Consider the following 17383-nt stretch of genomic DNA (forward strand, 5'->3'; position numbering starts at 1 on the left):
CTTTTGGATAATATTTTAAAATTTTATTAGGAGCTAAATTTATGGCTAAATACAATCGCATACTCGTAAAATTTTCGGGTGAAGCGCTAGCGGGAGAGAACGGCTTTGGGATCGACAGCGAAATTTTAAAATTTATCGCTAAAGAGATCAAGCAGCTCGTAGAGGGCGGCATCGAAGTGGGCATCGTAATCGGCGGCGGCAACATCATCAGAGGCGTAAGCGCCGCGGCTAGCGGTATCATAAAGCGCACCAGCGGCGATCATATGGGCATGCTAGCCACCGTTATAAACGCAATCGCTATGAGAGAAGCGCTCGAATACGCAGGCATGGATGTGCGCGTGCAAAGTGCGATAAAGATGGAAGCGATCTGTGAGACCTTCATCATCGGCCGCGCCAAAAGGCACCTCGAAAAAGGGCGCGTCGTGATCTTTGCTGCAGGCACCGGAAATCCGTTCTTCACAACCGATACTGCGGGCACTCTCCGCGCAATCGAGATCGGAGCCGACGCCATCATCAAAGCCACCAAGGTAATGGGGATCTACGACAAAGATCCGCAAAAATTTAAAGACGCCAAATTGCTTTCCAAAGTCACTTACGACCAGGCTTTGCACGATAATATCAGGGTGATGGACGATACGGCTATCGCGCTTGCCAAAGATAACGCGCTTCCGATCATCGTATGCAATATGTTTAAAAGCGGAAATTTATACAAAATCGTCGAGGGCGGAGATCTAAGCTCCTGCTCGATCGTAAAAAACTAAAATTTTAAATTTAAGGAGAATTGATGAGAACCGAACAAATTGTAGCTAAGGCCTTAAAAGTAACGGGCGGAGACCGATATAAGCTATCTTTGATGATAAGTAAACGCGCCGAGCAGCTAGCTGCTGGCGAACCTCCGCTGATAGAGAACGTAGATACTCGCAGGATGAAATTTGCCGATATAGCAATCTTGGAACTAGCCGAAGGTAAGATCGCATTAGATGGAATCGTTGACAAGGATTAATGATAACTTCTTAGAAAGTCTCATCGACGATGTCGTCGATACCAAAGACATTCAAAGCGCCAAGCAGCTGCTTTATAATCTAAAAGAGCCCACTCCGCTGCTGGTGGATGCTATAAATTTATGCATCGCTCAGCATGACGGGCAGTTTCGCAAAAGTGGCGAGCCGTATGCGATCCATCCGATTTTGGTAGCTTGCTTCGTATCTTTTATGGGCGGAGACGACGCGATGGTGATATCTGCGCTACTACACGACGTAGTAGAGGATACAGATTACAGCATCGAGCAGGTTAGGCAAAGATTCGGCGACGAAGTAGCCAAAATCGTAGAAGGGCTTACTAAAATCGTAAACATCAGGGAGGATAAGCTGGCTCCATCCGGCGATAGCAACGCCAAGCTTCGCACCACCGCGCTTACCTTCCGCAGGATGCTGATGATCTCCATTAACGATCAGCGCGTCCTAGTCGTAAAGCTCTGCGATAGGCTGCACAATATGCTAACCCTAGACGCACTTCGCCCAGATAAGCAAAAACGTATCGGCGAGGAGACGCTTTTGGTTTACGCGCCAATCGCGCACAGGCTTGGAATTTCATCGATCAAAAACGTGCTTGAAGATCTTAGCTTCAAATACGTTATGCCTAAAGAGTATTCGGCGATCGCCGATTACGTCGAGGAGCATAAGCAGCAGCTTCAGATGAGCTTGAGCAAATTTAGCGAAAAGATCAAAGAGTATATGCTTTCAAACGGCTTTAGCGAGGGCAGCTTTGAGATCCAAAAGCGGATGAAGCACTACTACTCGATCTTTTTAAAGATGCAGCGCAAAGGAATTTCGATCGAGGAGGTGCTCGATCTTTTGGCTATCCGCATCATCGTGCAAAAGCCGATGGACTGCTACTTGGCTTTGGGCATCATCCATACTAAATTTAATCCGCTGATCTCACGCTTTAAGGATTATATCGCGCTTCCTAAGCAAAACGGATATCAGACAATCCACACGACCGTCTTTAATGAAAGCATGATCGTAGAGGTGCAGATCCGCACCTTTGATATGCACAACACCGCGGAATTTGGCGTCGCCGCGCACTGGAAATATAAATATAGCGGCTCGATCAATCCGAAGCTTGATTGGCTAAACGACATCGGTATGCAGGAAGAGGACGACGCCAACGCCGAGGATCTTTACGAATATGCTAAAGACAGCCTCTACGTCGAGGATATCGCCGTGTATTCGCCGAAAGGCGGAATTTTTACATTGCCGCGCGGCGCTACGGCGCTTGATTATGCCTATGAGATACACTCTCAAGTAGGCTTAAAAGCGACCGAGGCCTTTATAAATCGCGTCAAGGTGCCGCTTCTAACGGAGCTTAAAAACGGAGATATCGTTCATATCATCACCGGAAGCGAGCCACACTACCGCTGCAGCTGGCTAAGCTCTGTAAAAACGGGCAAGGCACGCGCAACGATAAAGGCATTTTGCAAGCAAAAGATCAGAGATATAAATTTTGAAGTAGCGATTAAAATTTTATGCGCGATCTTTACGACGAGCAAGGAGAGCATTCTAAGCTGGCTTGAAAAAGAAAATTTAAGCAAAAAGATCGGCAAAGCTGCCTATGACTCGGTATTTTTAAAAGACGTCGTAAATGCGCTGAAAAAATACCCGCTCAAAGAGAAATTTTTCAATATGAAATTTCGCAGCAAGTATGAGATCGAGAAGCAAAAATTTGACAACATCGTGGTGTATTCAAATTTTAAAATCGACGAGGTTGAGTTTGATTACTGCTGCAACCCAAAGCGTGGCGACGACATCATCGGCTTTCGCAACGGACACGGCGTGACGGTGCATCATAAGCTGTGCGAACGTGCAAGCGAGCTAATCAAAACCGATGAGATGATCTTCGTAAAATGGACGCGTAATGCGCCGCACCGCTACAAGATCATATTAAATTTAGAAAACAAGCGCGGCTCGCTGGCGACGTTTTTAAACTATTTAGTCAAGCTTGAGGTCGATCTGGTGTCGATAAGCCTCAACGAAAATAGCGAAACAACGTCGGATTATTTTGAGATCATCATCGAGCTAAACGAAAATTTAGACTCCACGGAAATTAAAGATAAACTCAAAAACCGCTTTAAAATCGTGGATTTCGTATCGCTTACGGACGTATATAAAAACTAAATAAGGGAGAGCAAATGGCTGACATTCAAGGCATTATGGAAAATTTCAAGCGCGGTGTCGCGGAGATCATCGGCGAAGAACAGATCGAGGCACTGATTAGGCGCTATTACGACAGCGGCGAGGTCTTTTACGTCAAAATCGGCATGGATCCCACTGCTGCGGATCTACACCTAGGACACGCCGTCGTGCTAAATAAGCTTGCATTTTTGCAAAACCACGGCGCGATCGTGCAGTTTCTAATCGGCGATTTTACCGCTCAAATCGGCGATCCTACGGGCAAGAGCGAGACTCGCAAAAAGCTAGCGCGCGAAGTCGTGCTTCAAAACGCCAAAACCTACGAGCAGCAGGTCTTTAAAATTTTAAATCCCGCAAAAACTAAGGTGATGTTTAACTCCGAATGGACCAACCGCCTGGGTGCTAGCGGTATGATCGAGCTATCAAGCACTTTCAATGTTGCCAGGATGCTCGAGCGCGACGACTTCGAGAAGCGCTACAAGGCAGAGCAGCCGATCAGCATCAGCGAGTTTATGTATCCGCTACTGCAGGGATACGACAGCGTTTGCATGAAATGCGATATAGAATTCGGCGGTACCGATCAGAAATTTAATCTTTTAATGGGTCGCCAGCTGCAAAGAATTTATGATGTCGGCAAAGAACAAAGCGTCGTGATGATGCCGCTTTTAGTAGGTACCGACGGCACGAATAAAATGAGCAAGAGCCTTGGCAACTACATCGGCGTAACCGATACGCCTCATGATATGTACGGCAAGGTGATGAGTATCAGCGATGCGTTAATGTGGGATTGGTATAATCTGCTAAGCCAAAAAAGTAGCGAAGATATTGAGCTAATAAAAGGCTTCGTGGCGGATGGCTCGATCCATCCTAAGGCGGTTAAGGAGGAGCTTGCCTCCGAGATCGTAACGCAATTTTACGACGAAAATACCGCCTTTGAGGCCAAGCAGGAATTTGACCGCGTCCACGGTGCTGGCGAGCTCCCTAGCGAGATCAAGGAATATCACGTAAGCTCGCCTGCATGGATCGTAAAAGCGCTAATTAGCTGCAAGCTTGCCGTCTCTAGCTCGGATGCGCGCAGGCTGATAAAATCAAACGCCGTCAGTATCGATCAAAATAAAATTTTAGATGAGCAGCTTCAGCTTAGTTCGGGCGAATATACACTCCAAGTAGGGAAGAAAAAATTCGCTAAATTAAAGGTGGATTAATGAGTATAAAAATAGGCAAACACGAGATTGCACACCCGATAATTCAAGGCGGCATGGGACTTGGTATCAGCTGGGACAAGCTAGCCGGCAATGTCAGCCTAAACGGCTGTCTAGGCGTCATTAGCTCGGTCGGCACCGGCTATTACGAAAATCTTAAATTTGCCAAAAAATCGCTCGAGGGCAGACCCTATACGAGCGAGAATTTTTATAGCAAAGAGGCGCTTTTTATCATCGTGCAAAATGCCCGTAAAATTTGCGGCAATGCGCCTTTGGGGATGAACGTAATGTGTGCGGCGAACGACTACGAGCGCATCGTGCGCGACACGTGTGAGGCAGGCATCGACGTTATCATTAGCGGCGCGGGACTTCCTACCAATCTGCCGGAATTTACGGCAGATTTCCCGGACATCGCGCTCGTGCCTATCGTCTCATCCGCCAAGGCCCTTAAGATCATCGCCAAGCGCTGGAAGCAGCGCTACGACAGAATTCCCGACGCCGTAGTGCTCGAAGGCCCTCTTAGCGGCGGACATCAGGGCTTTACCTACGAGCAGTGCGGCGATCCAGCGTTTGCGCTGGATAATCTAATCCCGCAAGTAAAAGCAGAAATCTCGCAATGGGGTAGCTTCCCGCTATTTGTCGCAGGCGGAATTTGGGATAAGACCGACATCGATCGCGTAAAAGCCCTAGGCGCCGACGGCGTGCAGATGGGCACGCGCTTCATCGGTACCTTTGAATGCGACGCCGCGGAGGAATTTAAACAGGTACTTCTTAACGCCAAAAAAGAGGACATCGAGCTTCTAAAATCGCCCGTAGGCTATCCCGCGCGCGGCATTCATACTAATCTGCAAGATATGATCGCCGCAGGCACGGCGCCTAAGATCCGCTGTATCAGCAACTGCGTAAGCCCTTGCGAGCGCGGCAAAGGCGCTAATGCCGTAGGATACTGCATCGCCGACCGCCTAAGCGACGCGTATCTGGGTAAAACGCAAAGCGGTCTGTTTTTTACCGGTGCGAACGGATGGCGATTAAACGAGATAATATCCGTGAAGGAATTGATAGAAAAACTTATAAATGGCGAAGATAGTTAAAATTTTTCTAATCGCAGCTTTTAGCTGCGTATTGGCGTTTGGAGCTTCGAGCGAGGCGTTTTTTGCGAAATTCGACAAGGATTTCATCGTAGCGACGCCGAATTATAAGCGCTCGCTGCACAAAGAGCTAAAATCGCTCTACCAAGGCGCGTCCGATAAAGAGGTCCGCATCAAAGCGCTAAAAAGGCTGGTTTACAGCTCGAAAAATTTAGGACTCGACTCCTCGCCTTATGAATCTGCGCTAGCCAAATTACAGGGCAAAGCAAGCGATAGCAGCACGAATTCTAAAAAGCTCAAAGATGAAAACGCAAAAAATTCCAAAAGCTCGGACGAGAAAAACGCTTCAAATTTAGCGCATAGCCCCAAAGCCTCCGCCTCTAAAAATTCTAAGAATTCAAAAAATTCCACTTTCAAAAACCTTAAAAAAACGCGCGCGCCAGAAGAAGCCGATCTAAGCTCGCTATCTAGCGAGGATCTGGAGTTTTTACGCTCGACTAGACCTCACGACGCGGACGAGGTCGTAGACGTCCAAGAGGACGATGGCGGCGAGGACGCAATCGCGCAAAACGAGGATGAGGAGGTTGCGGATCAAAGCAGTGAGCTTAGAAAAAGCAGTGTCAAAAAAGCGGACAAAAACGCCCAACTTACTCTAAATTCTCTGCGCGGCGATAAAAACGAGATCGTACTTGAGTTCAACCGCGATCTAAGGCAGAGCGATTATAAGGATTTTACCATCGCGAGCAACGATCACTTTCGCTTCGTGCTCGATTTTAGCGCGCGCCAAAAGTCGCACAATACGCGGCTAAAAGATAGCTTCGTGGGCGAAGTGCGTATCTCACAGTATAACGACAAGACCGTACGCATTGTACTTAGTAATCCGAAAGAATTCAACGCAAACGTAGAAATTAACGGCAATATGATGATTTTAAGTACGGCTGAAGGCTTAAAAGCCGCAAAAGCGGCGCGAGCAGAAAAAAACAAGGATCAAAAATCAGGGCGCAAGCACGGACGCGAGCAAGATAGCGAGCCGCAAATCAGCACGATAGAGAAATCAGGGGGCGCCAAATCGACCTCCGTGGCCGCCGGTAAAATTTATAAATCCACCAAGGGCAAACTCATCGTAATCGACCCCGGTCACGGCGGCAGCGATTCGGGCGCCGTCGGAAACGGGCTAAAGGAAAAAAACGTCGTGCTAGCCACATCCAAAAAGCTCGGCGCGCTGCTTACCAAGCGCGGATACAAGGTGCTTTATACGCGCAGCACCGACGTTTTTATAAATCTACGATCGCGTACCGCTTTCGCCGCTAAAAGAAATGCTGATATGTTTATTTCGATCCACGCAAATGCCGCTCCTAACGCTAGCTCAGCACTTAAAATGAGCGGCGTGGAGACCTTTTTCTTAAGCCCGGCTAGAAGCGAACGCAGTAAAAACGCCGCCGCGCTCGAAAACAGGGGCGATTTGGAGGATATGAATACCTTCTCGAAGCAGACCTTCCTAAATTTCTTAAATCGCGAGAAGATAATCTCTTCAAACAAGCTCGCCATCGATATTCAAAGCTATATGCTAAGCTCGGTCAAAAAAAGCTTCGCGAGCAAGGACGGCGGCGTGCGCGAGGCGCCGTTTTGGGTGCTGGTAGGAGCTACGATGCCCGCGGTACTCGTGGAGATCGGCTACATCACGCACCCGGATGAGGGTAAAAATTTAGGCAAAAGCGCCTATCAAGATCGCATCGCCCAGGGTATCGCAAACGGCGTGGACGCGTACTTTCAGAAAAACAAGTGATGAAATTTTACGCGCCGCGCATTTTTGCAAGCGAGATGAATTTTATTTCGGCGCGAGATTTGCTCCGCAGATAAATTTTAGCTGGCGCGATAGCTCTTGCGGATAAACAGAGCGCAGAGGCAGTAAATTTAAAATTTTAAAGCCCGCCGCGCTAAATTTAAAACAAAACGTGCGACGCTTGGGTGCAAAATTCGCTCGCGTGCAAAATATTTACTACGAGCAGGTAAATGTTACGGAGCGTCTTGCGGCGCCACGAGCTAGGGATATATACAGCTTAGGCGCGGAATTTTAGCGCAGCTCGGCGTAAAATTTTTAAACGTGGACTTGGCGCTACTTGCTCAGCAGAGTGCGGCTGGCGGTAAAATTTACCGACAGAATCACATTTAAGCCGCGCGAAAAATAGCGATTTTGTCGCGCCTAATGCGAATCGTGTTTCAAACCGCGTCCGCGCAATTAGGATTGCGTTTAAGTTATGAGCGTGTATATCGCGCCAGTCGCGCTTAAAACAGCACGGTCGCGCCCTAAAATTTCACGCCATGTTCGCAGAGCGGCGATATTTACATAATGCCGCGAACGCGATAGTTGCAACGCGCCGATGCCTGCGCCGTATTCGATGAATGCGCGCAACCGAATCGGTAAATTTAAAGATAAAATTTAAAAAGGTCTGAAATGAAAAAAATCGTATTTTTGATCCTGCTTTTCGCAGCCGTCGCGCTCGCACTCTACGTCACTTCGCGCGTAAATCCAAATCTTTTCGCCGAAATCAAAATCCTAGGCGCACTGCTAAACGCCACGATATTCGGCGTCGCGCTCATCGCCTTAGCGATCGGCGAGAAAGAGCTCGTGCGCTTTCCGTTTCTTACCGCCTCGCTGCTGGCGCTGTTTTCGGGGCTGGTAGAGGGCGTGCTGCTCTTTGAAAACCGCTACTACATCGCGATCACCGCAGTAGCGTTCGTCGCCTTCGTCTTTTATCTGCAGATCAGACACAAAAGATTTTCAAATAAAATTTATAAAAATTCTGCGGACGAGCGCTCTAAAAATTTAAATGAGGACGCAAATTTAAAAGACGCGGATTTCGGCAGGGCAAAAGAGGCGCAGGAGCCGCAAAGCAAAGACGCTGCGGCGGATGAAATTTTAAACTTTAAAAGCGGCGGCGAAATTTCAAATTCTCAAAGCGAGGATGAAATTTTAAACTCCAGTGGCGATCTCGGTGAAAATTTCGCAAACGGCGCCAATGAAAATTCCGACGAAAATTTTAAAATTTCAAACGGTAGCGCGGGTGAAGGCGGCGCGGGCGAAAATTCCGCGCAAAATTTCAATCAAGGCGCTGAAAATTCCGCGCCCGATGCAAGGTGCGATAGATGATCAAATCCGCGCTGATCGCGCTTGTGGTGATATTTTTACTGCTTTTAAATTTAGCCAATCTTTTCGGAATGATAGGCCTAAGCGGGCCGGTGCCTGCGATGATCTGGTTTGCGATCAGCTTCTGCGGGGTTTTTTACCTATACAAATTTTGCGGTGCAAAGCCCGTCACGGCGCGGATCGGGATCTTTGCCGTAGCCTTCGTGGGCGGATTTTTCACGAGCGTTTTGTACTACGGATTTTTTAATTCGCAAACTTTGGAATTTGCCTTTACATACGCCTTTTTCGCGGTGGTTTTTACGCTCGGTATAGGCGTGATTTTGTAGCGAGCTTTAAAATTTAGCCCGCTGCTTCAAATTTCACCGCCGACTTAAAAACAAGTCTCGCTCGATTTTGTAGAATTTCAAAATTTACCCGTGCGAACGCTAAATTTACATCCTAATCTTATAGGTCTTGTAGTTATCCTTCATCCTAAACGTCAGCAAATTTTGTAAAATTCCAAAGAGGATCATAAAGGTGATGAAGCTACTGCCGCCGTAGCTGAAAAACGGCAGCGGCACGCCCACGACGGGCGCGAAACCCACTACCATCGAGATATTAACGCCCGTGTATATGAAAATGAGCGAGGCAAGCGCGCTCGTAAAGACCCGTATCAGATAATCGTTTTTGAAGTTGTAGTTCAGGCTCAGCAGATGCAGTATCAGCAGCGCATACAGTGCGATCAGCGCGGCAGCCCCCACGAAGCCGAAGCGCTCGATCGTATAAGCGAAAATAAAATCGCTCGTCGCAATCGGCAAGAATTTAAAGTGCGTCTGCGTCGCTTCATCCCTATCCTTGCCGTAGATGCCGCCATTTCCGATAGCGATGATTGCCTGCTTGACCTGGTAATTGGGCTCCTCGCTGATGAAATCGGCGATGCGCTTTTTTTGATAATCGTGCATGTTTTCGTACAAAATCGGCGAGCTGGCCACAAAAACGATGATCAGCGTAAGCCAAATTTTTTTATCGACGCCGATGATGAAAAGGATCGCAAATCCGGTCAAAAAAAGTATCGCGGCGGTGCCTAGATCGGGCTCTTTCGCAATCAAAACGAAAGGCAGAAGTATGTAGAAGCTAAGGCGCAAAAAATCCTTCAGCCCATAGCCGTTTTTCGGCGGCGGATTTTTGTGTATCAGATACATCAGCATCAGGATAAACGCGGGCTTCATCACCTCGCTGGGTTGCAGCGTAAAATGCACGAACGGAATCTCCAGCCAGCGCCTCGCTCCTAGCTTGCTAACGCCGAAAAAATCGACGCTGAGCAGCAATATGATGTTGGTCCAATAAAATATCGGGATCAGATATAAAAATTTGCGTATCGGAAAGAGAAAAAACAGCGTAAAAACGGCAAATCCGACGCCGAAATAAACGACCTGCTTCGATGAGAGCACGTCGTTTGCCTCGCTTATTAAAACGTATGAAAAAACCACTATCGGCACGATCAAAAAAGGTTGAATGAAATCAAAATATGCTAAAATCTTTTTGTCAATTTTAAACAACGCTTAATCCTATTAAAATTTTGACGTAAGAATAGCCAAAAAAGGTATAAATTTGGATAATCTAATAGCACAATGCAGCGAAAGGCTCGACGTTTTTTTAAGCTCGCAGCTTGGAATTTCGCGCAATCAAATATCAAATTTAATCAAATCCGAAGCGGTCAGAGTGGACGGCGTCGTGCAAACTAAGCCCGGCTACAAGCTATCCGCGGGCGAGCTCGTGCACATCGACTACCCCGCGCCTGCGCCGCAGCAAACAAGCGCGCAGCGGCTGGATTTCGACGTTGAAATTTTATACGAGGACGAGGATCTGCTCGTGGTAAATAAGCCCGCAGGCCTCACCGTCCACCCCGCCGCAAGCGTCAAAGAGCCCACGCTCGTGGACTGGCTCAAATCTCGCGGCTATCTGCTTTCCACACTCGGCGGCGAGCTTCGCGCGGGCATCGTGCATCGCCTGGATAAACTCACCAGCGGCGCCCTGCTCGTCGCCAAAAACAACGCCGCGCACGCCGCGCTTTCGGCGCAGCTAAGCGATAAGAGCATGGGGCGGATATACCTCGCGCTCATCGACCTGCCGCTGAAGCAGCCCTGCGTAATCGAGCGTCCGATCGCTCGCAACCCAGCAAACCGCTTAAAAATGGGGATCGTGCCCGGTGGACGCAACGCAAAGAGCGCGTTTTATGAAATTCTAAGCGGAGCGGAATTAACGGAGCTTCAAAACTCCGCCCAGAAGTGCGATGAAATTTTAAGTACGAGCGCGGGCGACGGTACGGCTGCGGGCAAGAGTGCGAGCACGGATGAAATTTTAAATAACCGCGCGGATAACGCGGACGAAATTTCAAATAATTGCATGCGGAGCGCGGATAAAATTCCGATCCAAAGCGCAGATAAAATTCCAAGCAGCCGCGCGGATAGCGCAGATAAAATTTTAACCGCCAAAATGAGTGCGGATCAAACCAGAGCCGCCCGTCTCGCCGAGAATAAATTTTTAAATTTTAAAAATCCCGCTCAAAACCAAATTCTGCCGCCGATAAACCTAAAGAGCTTTAATCTCGTCGCGGCAAAGCTCTTCACGGGCCGCACGCATCAGATCCGCGTGCATTTAAGCTCGATAAATCGGCACATTTTGGGCGATCATTTATACGGATTTAAGAGCGAAAACGCTAAAATTAGCAGGATTTTGCTCCATGCCTATTTGCTCTATTTCATCCATCCGCGAAGCGGCAAAGAGGTGAAAATTTGCGCGGGCTTGCCGAGCGAATTTCTAAATTTTACGACAAATCAAAAGGTAAAGGATGAAATTTATGAAAAAATTTTACCGACTAACGTTGAGCGCTACTTTAGCGATACTAGCGGCTGGCTGCGCTACGTCTAGCGCGCCTAGCGCAAGCGACGAGAGCCTGCCGCGCGTAGAAGGCATTAGGACGATTACAAGCGACGATGAGATCGGGCTTGAGTGGCCTAGATACGACGCAAATACCGCCGTGTTGGGCTTTGTCGTTTACCGAGCGCCTGCAAGCGGCGGCGAAGCCAAAAAGATCGCCACCATCGCAGATCCATACTCCACTCACTACGTAGATACGAGGCTGCAGCCGGGCACTTCGTATAAATACACCGTGCGCACATACGGCGCCAAGGGCGTTTCAGCTCCTTCTCCGGTCACTATCGCAAGCACTGCGAAAATGCTAGAGTCCGTGCCGTTTGCGCAGGCGATCTACGGGCTTCCGGGCCGCGTTAAGATCATCTGGCGCCCGCATCCGGATCTTCGCGTAAGCTCCTATCTCATCGAGCGCCGCCCTAAAGGAGGCGAGTCATGGAGCACGATTAAAGAGGTTCGCGGCAGACTTAGTGCTGAATATATCGACAATATCGATTATGGCGAAGGATATGAATACCGCATCACCGTCAAAACCGAAAACGGAGAGCTGTCAAAGCCTAGTGCAGTCATTGCCGCAGCGCAGGCAGAATAAAGTTTGCCGAATTTCATAACCCAAAGCGTGAGCCTGCCACCGCTGCCGATTAAGCTCGGCGAGACCGAATTTCTAGAATCGGCACGCGGTAGAAACCTGACGCTCGTGCGAACCAGAAGCTTTGATAGCGAGTTTTTTATCATCGTTAAACCCGGCAGCGGAAAAGTGATAGTAAAGGGCGAAAAGATCACCAAGCCCGCTAAGATCGCTCATCTGCAGCGAGCGCTCGAAATTTTTAAAGAGCGCTTCTGCGGGCCGATCATCTCGCAGGCGTTTGCTTACAAAGACAGCTCGCTTACCGAAAAAACGCCGCTAATTTTGGACGAGAATGAAATTTTATCCCTCGTAAAAAGCTCTAAATTTAATAAAATTTTTATCGAGATCGGCTTCGGCTCGGGCAGACACCTGCTTCATCAAGCGCGCTCAAATCAAGACGCGCTGCTAATCGGCATCGAAATTTACAAGCCCGCGATCGAACAGGTCGCAAAGCTAGCGATCCGCGAGGGGCTGCAAAACATTGCGCTGATTGCCACTGACGCGCGGGTTTTGCTGAGCCTGCTTCCCGCGGGCTGCCTGCAGCGCGTATTTTTGCACTTCCCAGTACCGTGGGACGACGCGCCGCACCGCCGCGTCATAAGCGACGAGTTCGCCTCGCAGATCGCGCGCACGCTCGGGCGCAGTGGTCGCTTCGAGCTTCGCACCGACAGCGAGGAGTACTTCCTCTACGCGATGCAAAAGCTCTCGCCCTACGTGCAGCGCAAAGCGGGCGAAATTTCGCACTTCAAAAACCGCGACGCCGCCGTAGCGAGTAAATACGAGGATAGATGGCGTAAAATGGATAAAAATATCTACGATCTGATCTACGAGAACAAAACCGCGGGCCGGGACGAGCCACAACGGTTTGAGATGGAATTTTTAAAATTTGACGCAGCGGCAATTGCGCGAAATTTTAAAAATTTCACCTTCAAAGGCGAGGATTTTTTCGTACATTTTGAGGAAATTTTTTACTTTGACGTGCAAAAAAGCTTAGGCGCGGGCGGAGCTTGCGCGGCGGGCGGCGTAAATTTAAGCGGCGCGGGCGAAGCTATAAACGGCGAAGCTATAAATTTAGACGCGGCGCGCGGCAAAAATTTAACCGAGCGCGCGAGCATGGGTGAAATTTCGTCAGACTGCAGCAAAATTTCAGCTACGACAGCGGGCGATAAAATTTCAACTTGCACGAACACTACACAAATTCTAAAAAAAGCGAGCGCCGCGCCAAATACAAATTGCACAAATGAAACCAGCGCAAAAGAGAGTGCAAATTTAAATCAAAATTGCTCGGGCTCAAACGACGTAAATTTAACGGGCGACGTTCCCATCGCAATAAGCACTAAATTTAGCCGCACTGCCCCTGGCGAAAAACGCGCTTTAGCCTGCGAGCAGATCGCGACAAGCAGCGCGCCAAATGCTAGCGGCACGGAGGGTGCGCTTGCAGCTATCGACGCGACAGGCGCAAGCACTACACCCGCAGCGATCGGCACAATAGATGCAAGCAATGTGCCGAATTTGGATGGCTCATTCGCGGCTACCCGTACAGCAAAAGCAAGCGCCGCATCAAATGCAACCCACACAGACGAAGCAAACGCGGCACTAAACACAAGCGCCACACCTTGCAACAAGGGGCCGCAAGCAGAATTACAAAATAAGTCAAACCCTATCAAGTCGCAAATCGGTCACCGAAGCGAGCTAAGCCATGACGAGCTACAAGCCGAACGCCAAGGCAAATTAAATCGTGCCGAGCAGCAATGGCAAGGCAAACCAAGCCGCGTTAAGTCGCAAGACGAACGGCAAAGCAAGCCGTGCGCTGCCGAGCCGCAAGATGTGCTAATCCTGCTTTCGCTCGGTGCATTCGACTTTCCGCAGCAGTGTTTCATCCGCGCAAACGCAAGCGGCACGCGCTACTTCATCCGCCGCCCGCTTCCTACGCGCGAAAACCACGCGGCACATCAAAAAATTTCGGAGATATTTTCACAATGGCAGAGATAACGGACGATTACAACATCATCACCGCAGCGGGCCTCACGCTAGGCTACGAAAAGGCGGGCGCGGTCATCCAAGACGCGAGTTTCGGCATCGGCGCGAAGGATTTCGTCATCATCACGGGCAAGAGCGGCAGCGGAAAATCTACGCTGCTTAAGTCCTTCTACGGCGGTATCGACATCATCGGCGGCGAGCTGAACGTCTGCCTGTGCGATCTAAAGGGCATCACAAACTCCGATCTACGCACCCTGCGCCAGCGCATCGGCATTATCTTTCAAAACTACCGCCTGATCAACGAATGGACGATCGAGCGCAATATAATGCTTCCGTTAATGATAATGGGCTACAATCAGCAGGTCTGCCAAGACCAAGCCAAAAAGCTACTGCGCCACGTCGAGCTCGGACATAAGATGGGTAAGTATCCGCTCGAGCTTAGCGGCGGCGAGCAGCAGCGCGTGGCTTTGGCGCGCGCGATGGCGCATAATCCGCGCCTGCTGCTGTGCGACGAGCCAACGGGAAATTTGGACGACTACTCCAGCGCCATTATTTGGAATTTGCTGCGCTCGGCGTGCGAGTCGTGGAACGCCTGCGTCGTCATCGTGACGCATAAAATGCCCGCTACGCTGCGTTTTAGGCACCGACATTTTGAGATTAAGGACGCTAAAGTAAATGAAATCGATTAAAACCCATTTCGGCGTGATCTTTTCGCTCGTCGCGCTGCTTTTTTCAGTGCAGTTTGGAATTTTTATGAGTAACCTAACCAAAAGCTACGAGCGCTCGATCCAAAACGAATACAACATCGTGCTAGTCTCCAAAACTCCGCTCAGCTTGCAAGACGCGCAAAAAGCGGTGCCTAAAATCAGCTCGATTAGCGAAATTTCCACAGCGGGCATCACCGAGCGACTGAAGGGTAAAATTTCACAAAACGCCTTTGCCGAGCTTAGTAAAAATTTGCCTAAATTTTATAGCATCAAGCTCGAAAGCTTCCCTGACGCCGCGCAGCTTGCCAAGATCGAGCAGGATCTAAAATCCATAGGCTCGCTCACGCGGGTTGAAATTTTTAAAAAGGCCCACGATGAAATTTTTAAAATTTTACTGCTTATCAAAAGCCTCGTTTACGGCTTTGCGTTTCTCATCGTGCTTTTAGGCGTGATGTTAATTCACCGCCAGATGCGTATCTGGGTTTACGAACACAAAGAGCGCATCGAGATCATGGAGCTTTTCGGCGCGTCGTTTCTGATAAAAAGCGGCAAACTCTACCGAATGGCGATAATAGACTCCTTCATCGCCACGCTGATCGTGACCTGCTTCTACATTGCGCTTCCAGGCTGGGAGGTGTTTTCGACCACGCTTAAGGACATCGGCGATCTACGCACCGCAATAGTGCTGCCTTACGACGCGCTGATCCTTTTGGGCGCTGCCTTGGCGCTATCTATCATCGCGGTAAGTTTTGTGATGCTGCAAATCGGAAATAAACGAGCATGAAAAGGGCTTTTTTAGCGCCGCTTCTTGCGCTAGGGCTTGCCGCGGCTCTTACTTATACCGCGCCCGCAAAGCAGCAGAGTACGAAAGACAAGATCGCCAAAGCTGGTCAAGAGCTCAAAAGCTCGCAAAAGGAGGGGATGCAGCTCTCGCAAAAGATCGACGAGATTGCAGGCCAAATCGTAAAGGAGCAGGAGGGCTTTAAAAAGCGCGAGGGCGAGATCAAACAGCTAAGCGAAACGATCGAAGGCCTAAAGGATCAATACGCCGCCGAAGCACAGGAGCTTGAAAAGCTCAATAGCCAAAACGCCACGCTTCTTAGCGTGCAAAACGAACTGGAAAGCAAGATCATAAGCGTGATCTCGCAAGAGCTATCGTTTGATCTCATCACCGACGTAAATTCCACAACCACGCCCGATTCTATCGTAGCTAGCGAAATTTTAGAAGGGCTCGGCGTCGTTATGAACGACGAACTGAAGGGGTTAATCAAAGACTACGAAAATAATCAAAATTTTATCAACGAGCAGAATAAAAAGATCAAATCGATCCAGGCAAGCATGGCGGGCTATGACAAGAAAAAAACCGATCTCGACGCCAAGCAAACCACCCAAAAAGAAAAGCTCGCGCAGATGAAAAAGGACAAAGAGGACTATATCGCGAGGCTGGAGAAAATAAACGACGAGCAAGACGCCATATCTAAGACCCTACAGGAGCTTAAGATCATCGACGACGCCGAGGAAAAAGCCAAAGCGCAGAAGGAGGAAGCGGCGCGCCAAGCAAAGCTTGAAGCGCAGAAGCAAAAGGAGCGCCAGGCGCGCGAAAAAGAGTACGCCAAAGCAAAGGCGGCTGCCAAAAAGGCAGGCAAGCCCGAGCCTGCGCCTCCTAGCGAGCCCGAGCCAGAAGTGAGCGAGCCCGCGGATGAGCGCGTAAGCAAGATCAACCAAAAAGTCAAGCAGTACGGCTCTAGCTATCAGTCCTCGCGCGTCAAAAAATACGGCGGAGCTAAAACAGCAGCGCCTTTAAACGGCGCGTATTTGAAGCGAAAATTCGGCAATTACAACGATCCGGTGTATAACATCAAGCTTTTCAATGAAAATATCGTGCTGGGATCAAACAGCGGCGACACACAGGTTAAAGCGGTACTGCCGGGCAAGGTGGTCTTTGCTAAAGAGACCGCCGTGCTCGATAAGGTCGTGATCCTAGAGCACAGCGGCGGCATCCACACGATCTACGCGCATCTAAATCAGATCCCGCCTACCGTGCGCGTCGGCTCCAACGTCAAAAAGGGCTACATCATCGGGCGCATCGGCTCGGATCTGACCTTTGAGGTGACGCAGCAGAACTACCACATCAACCCGCTCGATCTCATAAGTCTGAGGTGAAGCCGTGAGCGGGGAAAATTCTAAATTTAGCGGATCTTGCGAGGATGCCGAAAGTTTAAATTTAAGCGGACAGAATTCAGGCTGCGATTTAAATTTAGATGAGCAGAATTCTTTAAAAGAGCAGAATTTCGCCGCTTCAAATTTGAGCGATGAAAGCTCTGTGGCGGCGACAAAAAATTCTAGCGGCGAGAATTCAACCTCAGCGTTAAATTTGAATGACGAAAATTCCAAAGCCACATTCAATTTAAACAATCAAAATTTAAGCAGTCAAAATTTTACCGCTACAAGCGATGTCGCCGCGTCAAATTTAGATAGCGAGAATTCCTCCACGGGCGCTACCGCTGCATTAAATTTTAAAAATAAAAA

General features: G+C 49.1%; 16 protein-coding genes. 15 read left to right on the forward strand and 1 reads right to left on the reverse strand.

The features are described 5' to 3' along the window. The first annotated feature begins 41 nt into the window (after window positions 1-41). The 8 genes from pyrH (at window position 42) to Q0605_RS06755 (ending at window position 8952) form a co-directional block, all read left to right on the forward strand. Entirely contained in the window at window positions 42-761 is a 720-nt protein-coding gene (gene pyrH / locus Q0605_RS06720) for a UMP kinase (protein ID WP_297881798.1), read from the forward strand. Between the two features lie 23 nt (window positions 762-784). After that, window positions 785-1003 (forward strand): DNA-directed RNA polymerase subunit omega, encoded by a 219-nt coding sequence (locus Q0605_RS06725; protein WP_291935955.1) that lies wholly within the window; start codon window positions 785-787, stop codon window positions 1001-1003. Next, window positions 981-3173, forward strand: coding sequence for a RelA/SpoT family protein (locus Q0605_RS06730; protein ID WP_297961523.1), 2193 nt, complete (start codon window positions 981-983; stop codon window positions 3171-3173). The genes Q0605_RS06725 and Q0605_RS06730 overlap by 23 nt, the downstream gene beginning before the upstream one ends. Before the next feature lie 14 nt (window positions 3174-3187). Continuing rightward, a complete protein-coding gene (gene tyrS / locus Q0605_RS06735) occupies window positions 3188-4393 on the forward strand; it encodes a tyrosine--tRNA ligase (RefSeq protein WP_177389336.1) in 1206 nt (401 codons plus the stop codon). After that, on the forward strand, window positions 4393-5481 hold the full coding sequence (locus Q0605_RS06740; protein ID WP_298705328.1) for a nitronate monooxygenase: 1089 nt from the start codon (window positions 4393-4395) through the stop codon (window positions 5479-5481). The genes tyrS and Q0605_RS06740 overlap by 1 nt, the downstream gene beginning before the upstream one ends. Further along, window positions 5465-7264, forward strand: a complete 1800-nt coding sequence (locus Q0605_RS06745) for an N-acetylmuramoyl-L-alanine amidase (RefSeq protein ID WP_298705329.1) — start codon at window positions 5465-5467, stop codon at window positions 7262-7264. Before Q0605_RS06740 ends, Q0605_RS06745 begins: the two co-directional genes overlap by 17 nt. Before the next feature lie 669 nt (window positions 7265-7933). Continuing rightward, a complete protein-coding gene (locus tag Q0605_RS06750) occupies window positions 7934-8629 on the forward strand; it encodes a hypothetical protein (RefSeq protein WP_298705331.1) in 696 nt (231 codons plus the stop codon). Then, a complete protein-coding gene (locus Q0605_RS06755; protein WP_298705333.1) occupies window positions 8626-8952 on the forward strand; it encodes a hypothetical protein in 327 nt (108 codons plus the stop codon). The genes Q0605_RS06750 and Q0605_RS06755 overlap by 4 nt, the downstream gene beginning before the upstream one ends. A 105-nt stretch (window positions 8953-9057) precedes the next feature. Here Q0605_RS06755 and Q0605_RS06760 read toward each other — a convergent pair whose 3' ends face one another. Continuing rightward, complete coding sequence (locus Q0605_RS06760; RefSeq protein ID WP_298705335.1) at window positions 9058-10164, reverse strand: FtsW/RodA/SpoVE family cell cycle protein; 1107 nt, start codon at window positions 10162-10164, stop codon at window positions 9058-9060. A gap of 52 nt (window positions 10165-10216) precedes the next feature. Here Q0605_RS06760 and Q0605_RS06765 point away from each other — a divergent pair, with 52 nt between their 5' ends. From Q0605_RS06765 to Q0605_RS06795, 7 genes are all read left to right on the forward strand, one after another. Then, window positions 10217-11536 carry an RluA family pseudouridine synthase gene (locus Q0605_RS06765; RefSeq protein ID WP_298705337.1) on the forward strand — a complete coding sequence of 440 codons (1320 nt, stop codon included), beginning with the start codon at window positions 10217-10219 and terminating at the stop codon, window positions 11534-11536. Next, window positions 11466-12131: a fibronectin type III domain-containing protein gene (locus Q0605_RS06770; protein ID WP_298705339.1), complete on the forward strand. Its 666-nt coding sequence runs from the start codon at window positions 11466-11468 to the stop codon at window positions 12129-12131. The genes Q0605_RS06765 and Q0605_RS06770 overlap by 71 nt, the downstream gene beginning before the upstream one ends. Before the next feature lie 3 nt (window positions 12132-12134). Then, window positions 12135-14159, forward strand: a complete 2025-nt coding sequence (gene trmB, locus Q0605_RS06775; RefSeq protein WP_298705341.1) for a tRNA (guanosine(46)-N7)-methyltransferase TrmB — start codon at window positions 12135-12137, stop codon at window positions 14157-14159. After that, complete coding sequence (locus Q0605_RS06780) at window positions 14147-14836, forward strand: ATP-binding cassette domain-containing protein (RefSeq protein ID WP_295152369.1); 690 nt, start codon at window positions 14147-14149, stop codon at window positions 14834-14836. The genes trmB and Q0605_RS06780 overlap by 13 nt, the downstream gene beginning before the upstream one ends. Then, window positions 14823-15638: a hypothetical protein gene (locus tag Q0605_RS06785; protein ID WP_298705343.1), complete on the forward strand. Its 816-nt coding sequence runs from the start codon at window positions 14823-14825 to the stop codon at window positions 15636-15638. The genes Q0605_RS06780 and Q0605_RS06785 overlap by 14 nt, the downstream gene beginning before the upstream one ends. Further along, window positions 15635-17017, forward strand: coding sequence for a peptidoglycan DD-metalloendopeptidase family protein (locus Q0605_RS06790; RefSeq protein WP_298705345.1), 1383 nt, complete (start codon window positions 15635-15637; stop codon window positions 17015-17017). The genes Q0605_RS06785 and Q0605_RS06790 overlap by 4 nt, the downstream gene beginning before the upstream one ends. 4 nt (window positions 17018-17021) lie before the next feature. Then, on the forward strand, window positions 17022-17383 hold a 362-nt coding region (locus Q0605_RS06795; RefSeq protein WP_298705347.1), incomplete at its 3' end, for a hypothetical protein.

The organism is uncultured Campylobacter sp., from assembly GCF_938017705.1.
Taxonomy (GTDB): Bacteria; Campylobacterota; Campylobacteria; order Campylobacterales; family Campylobacteraceae; genus Campylobacter_B.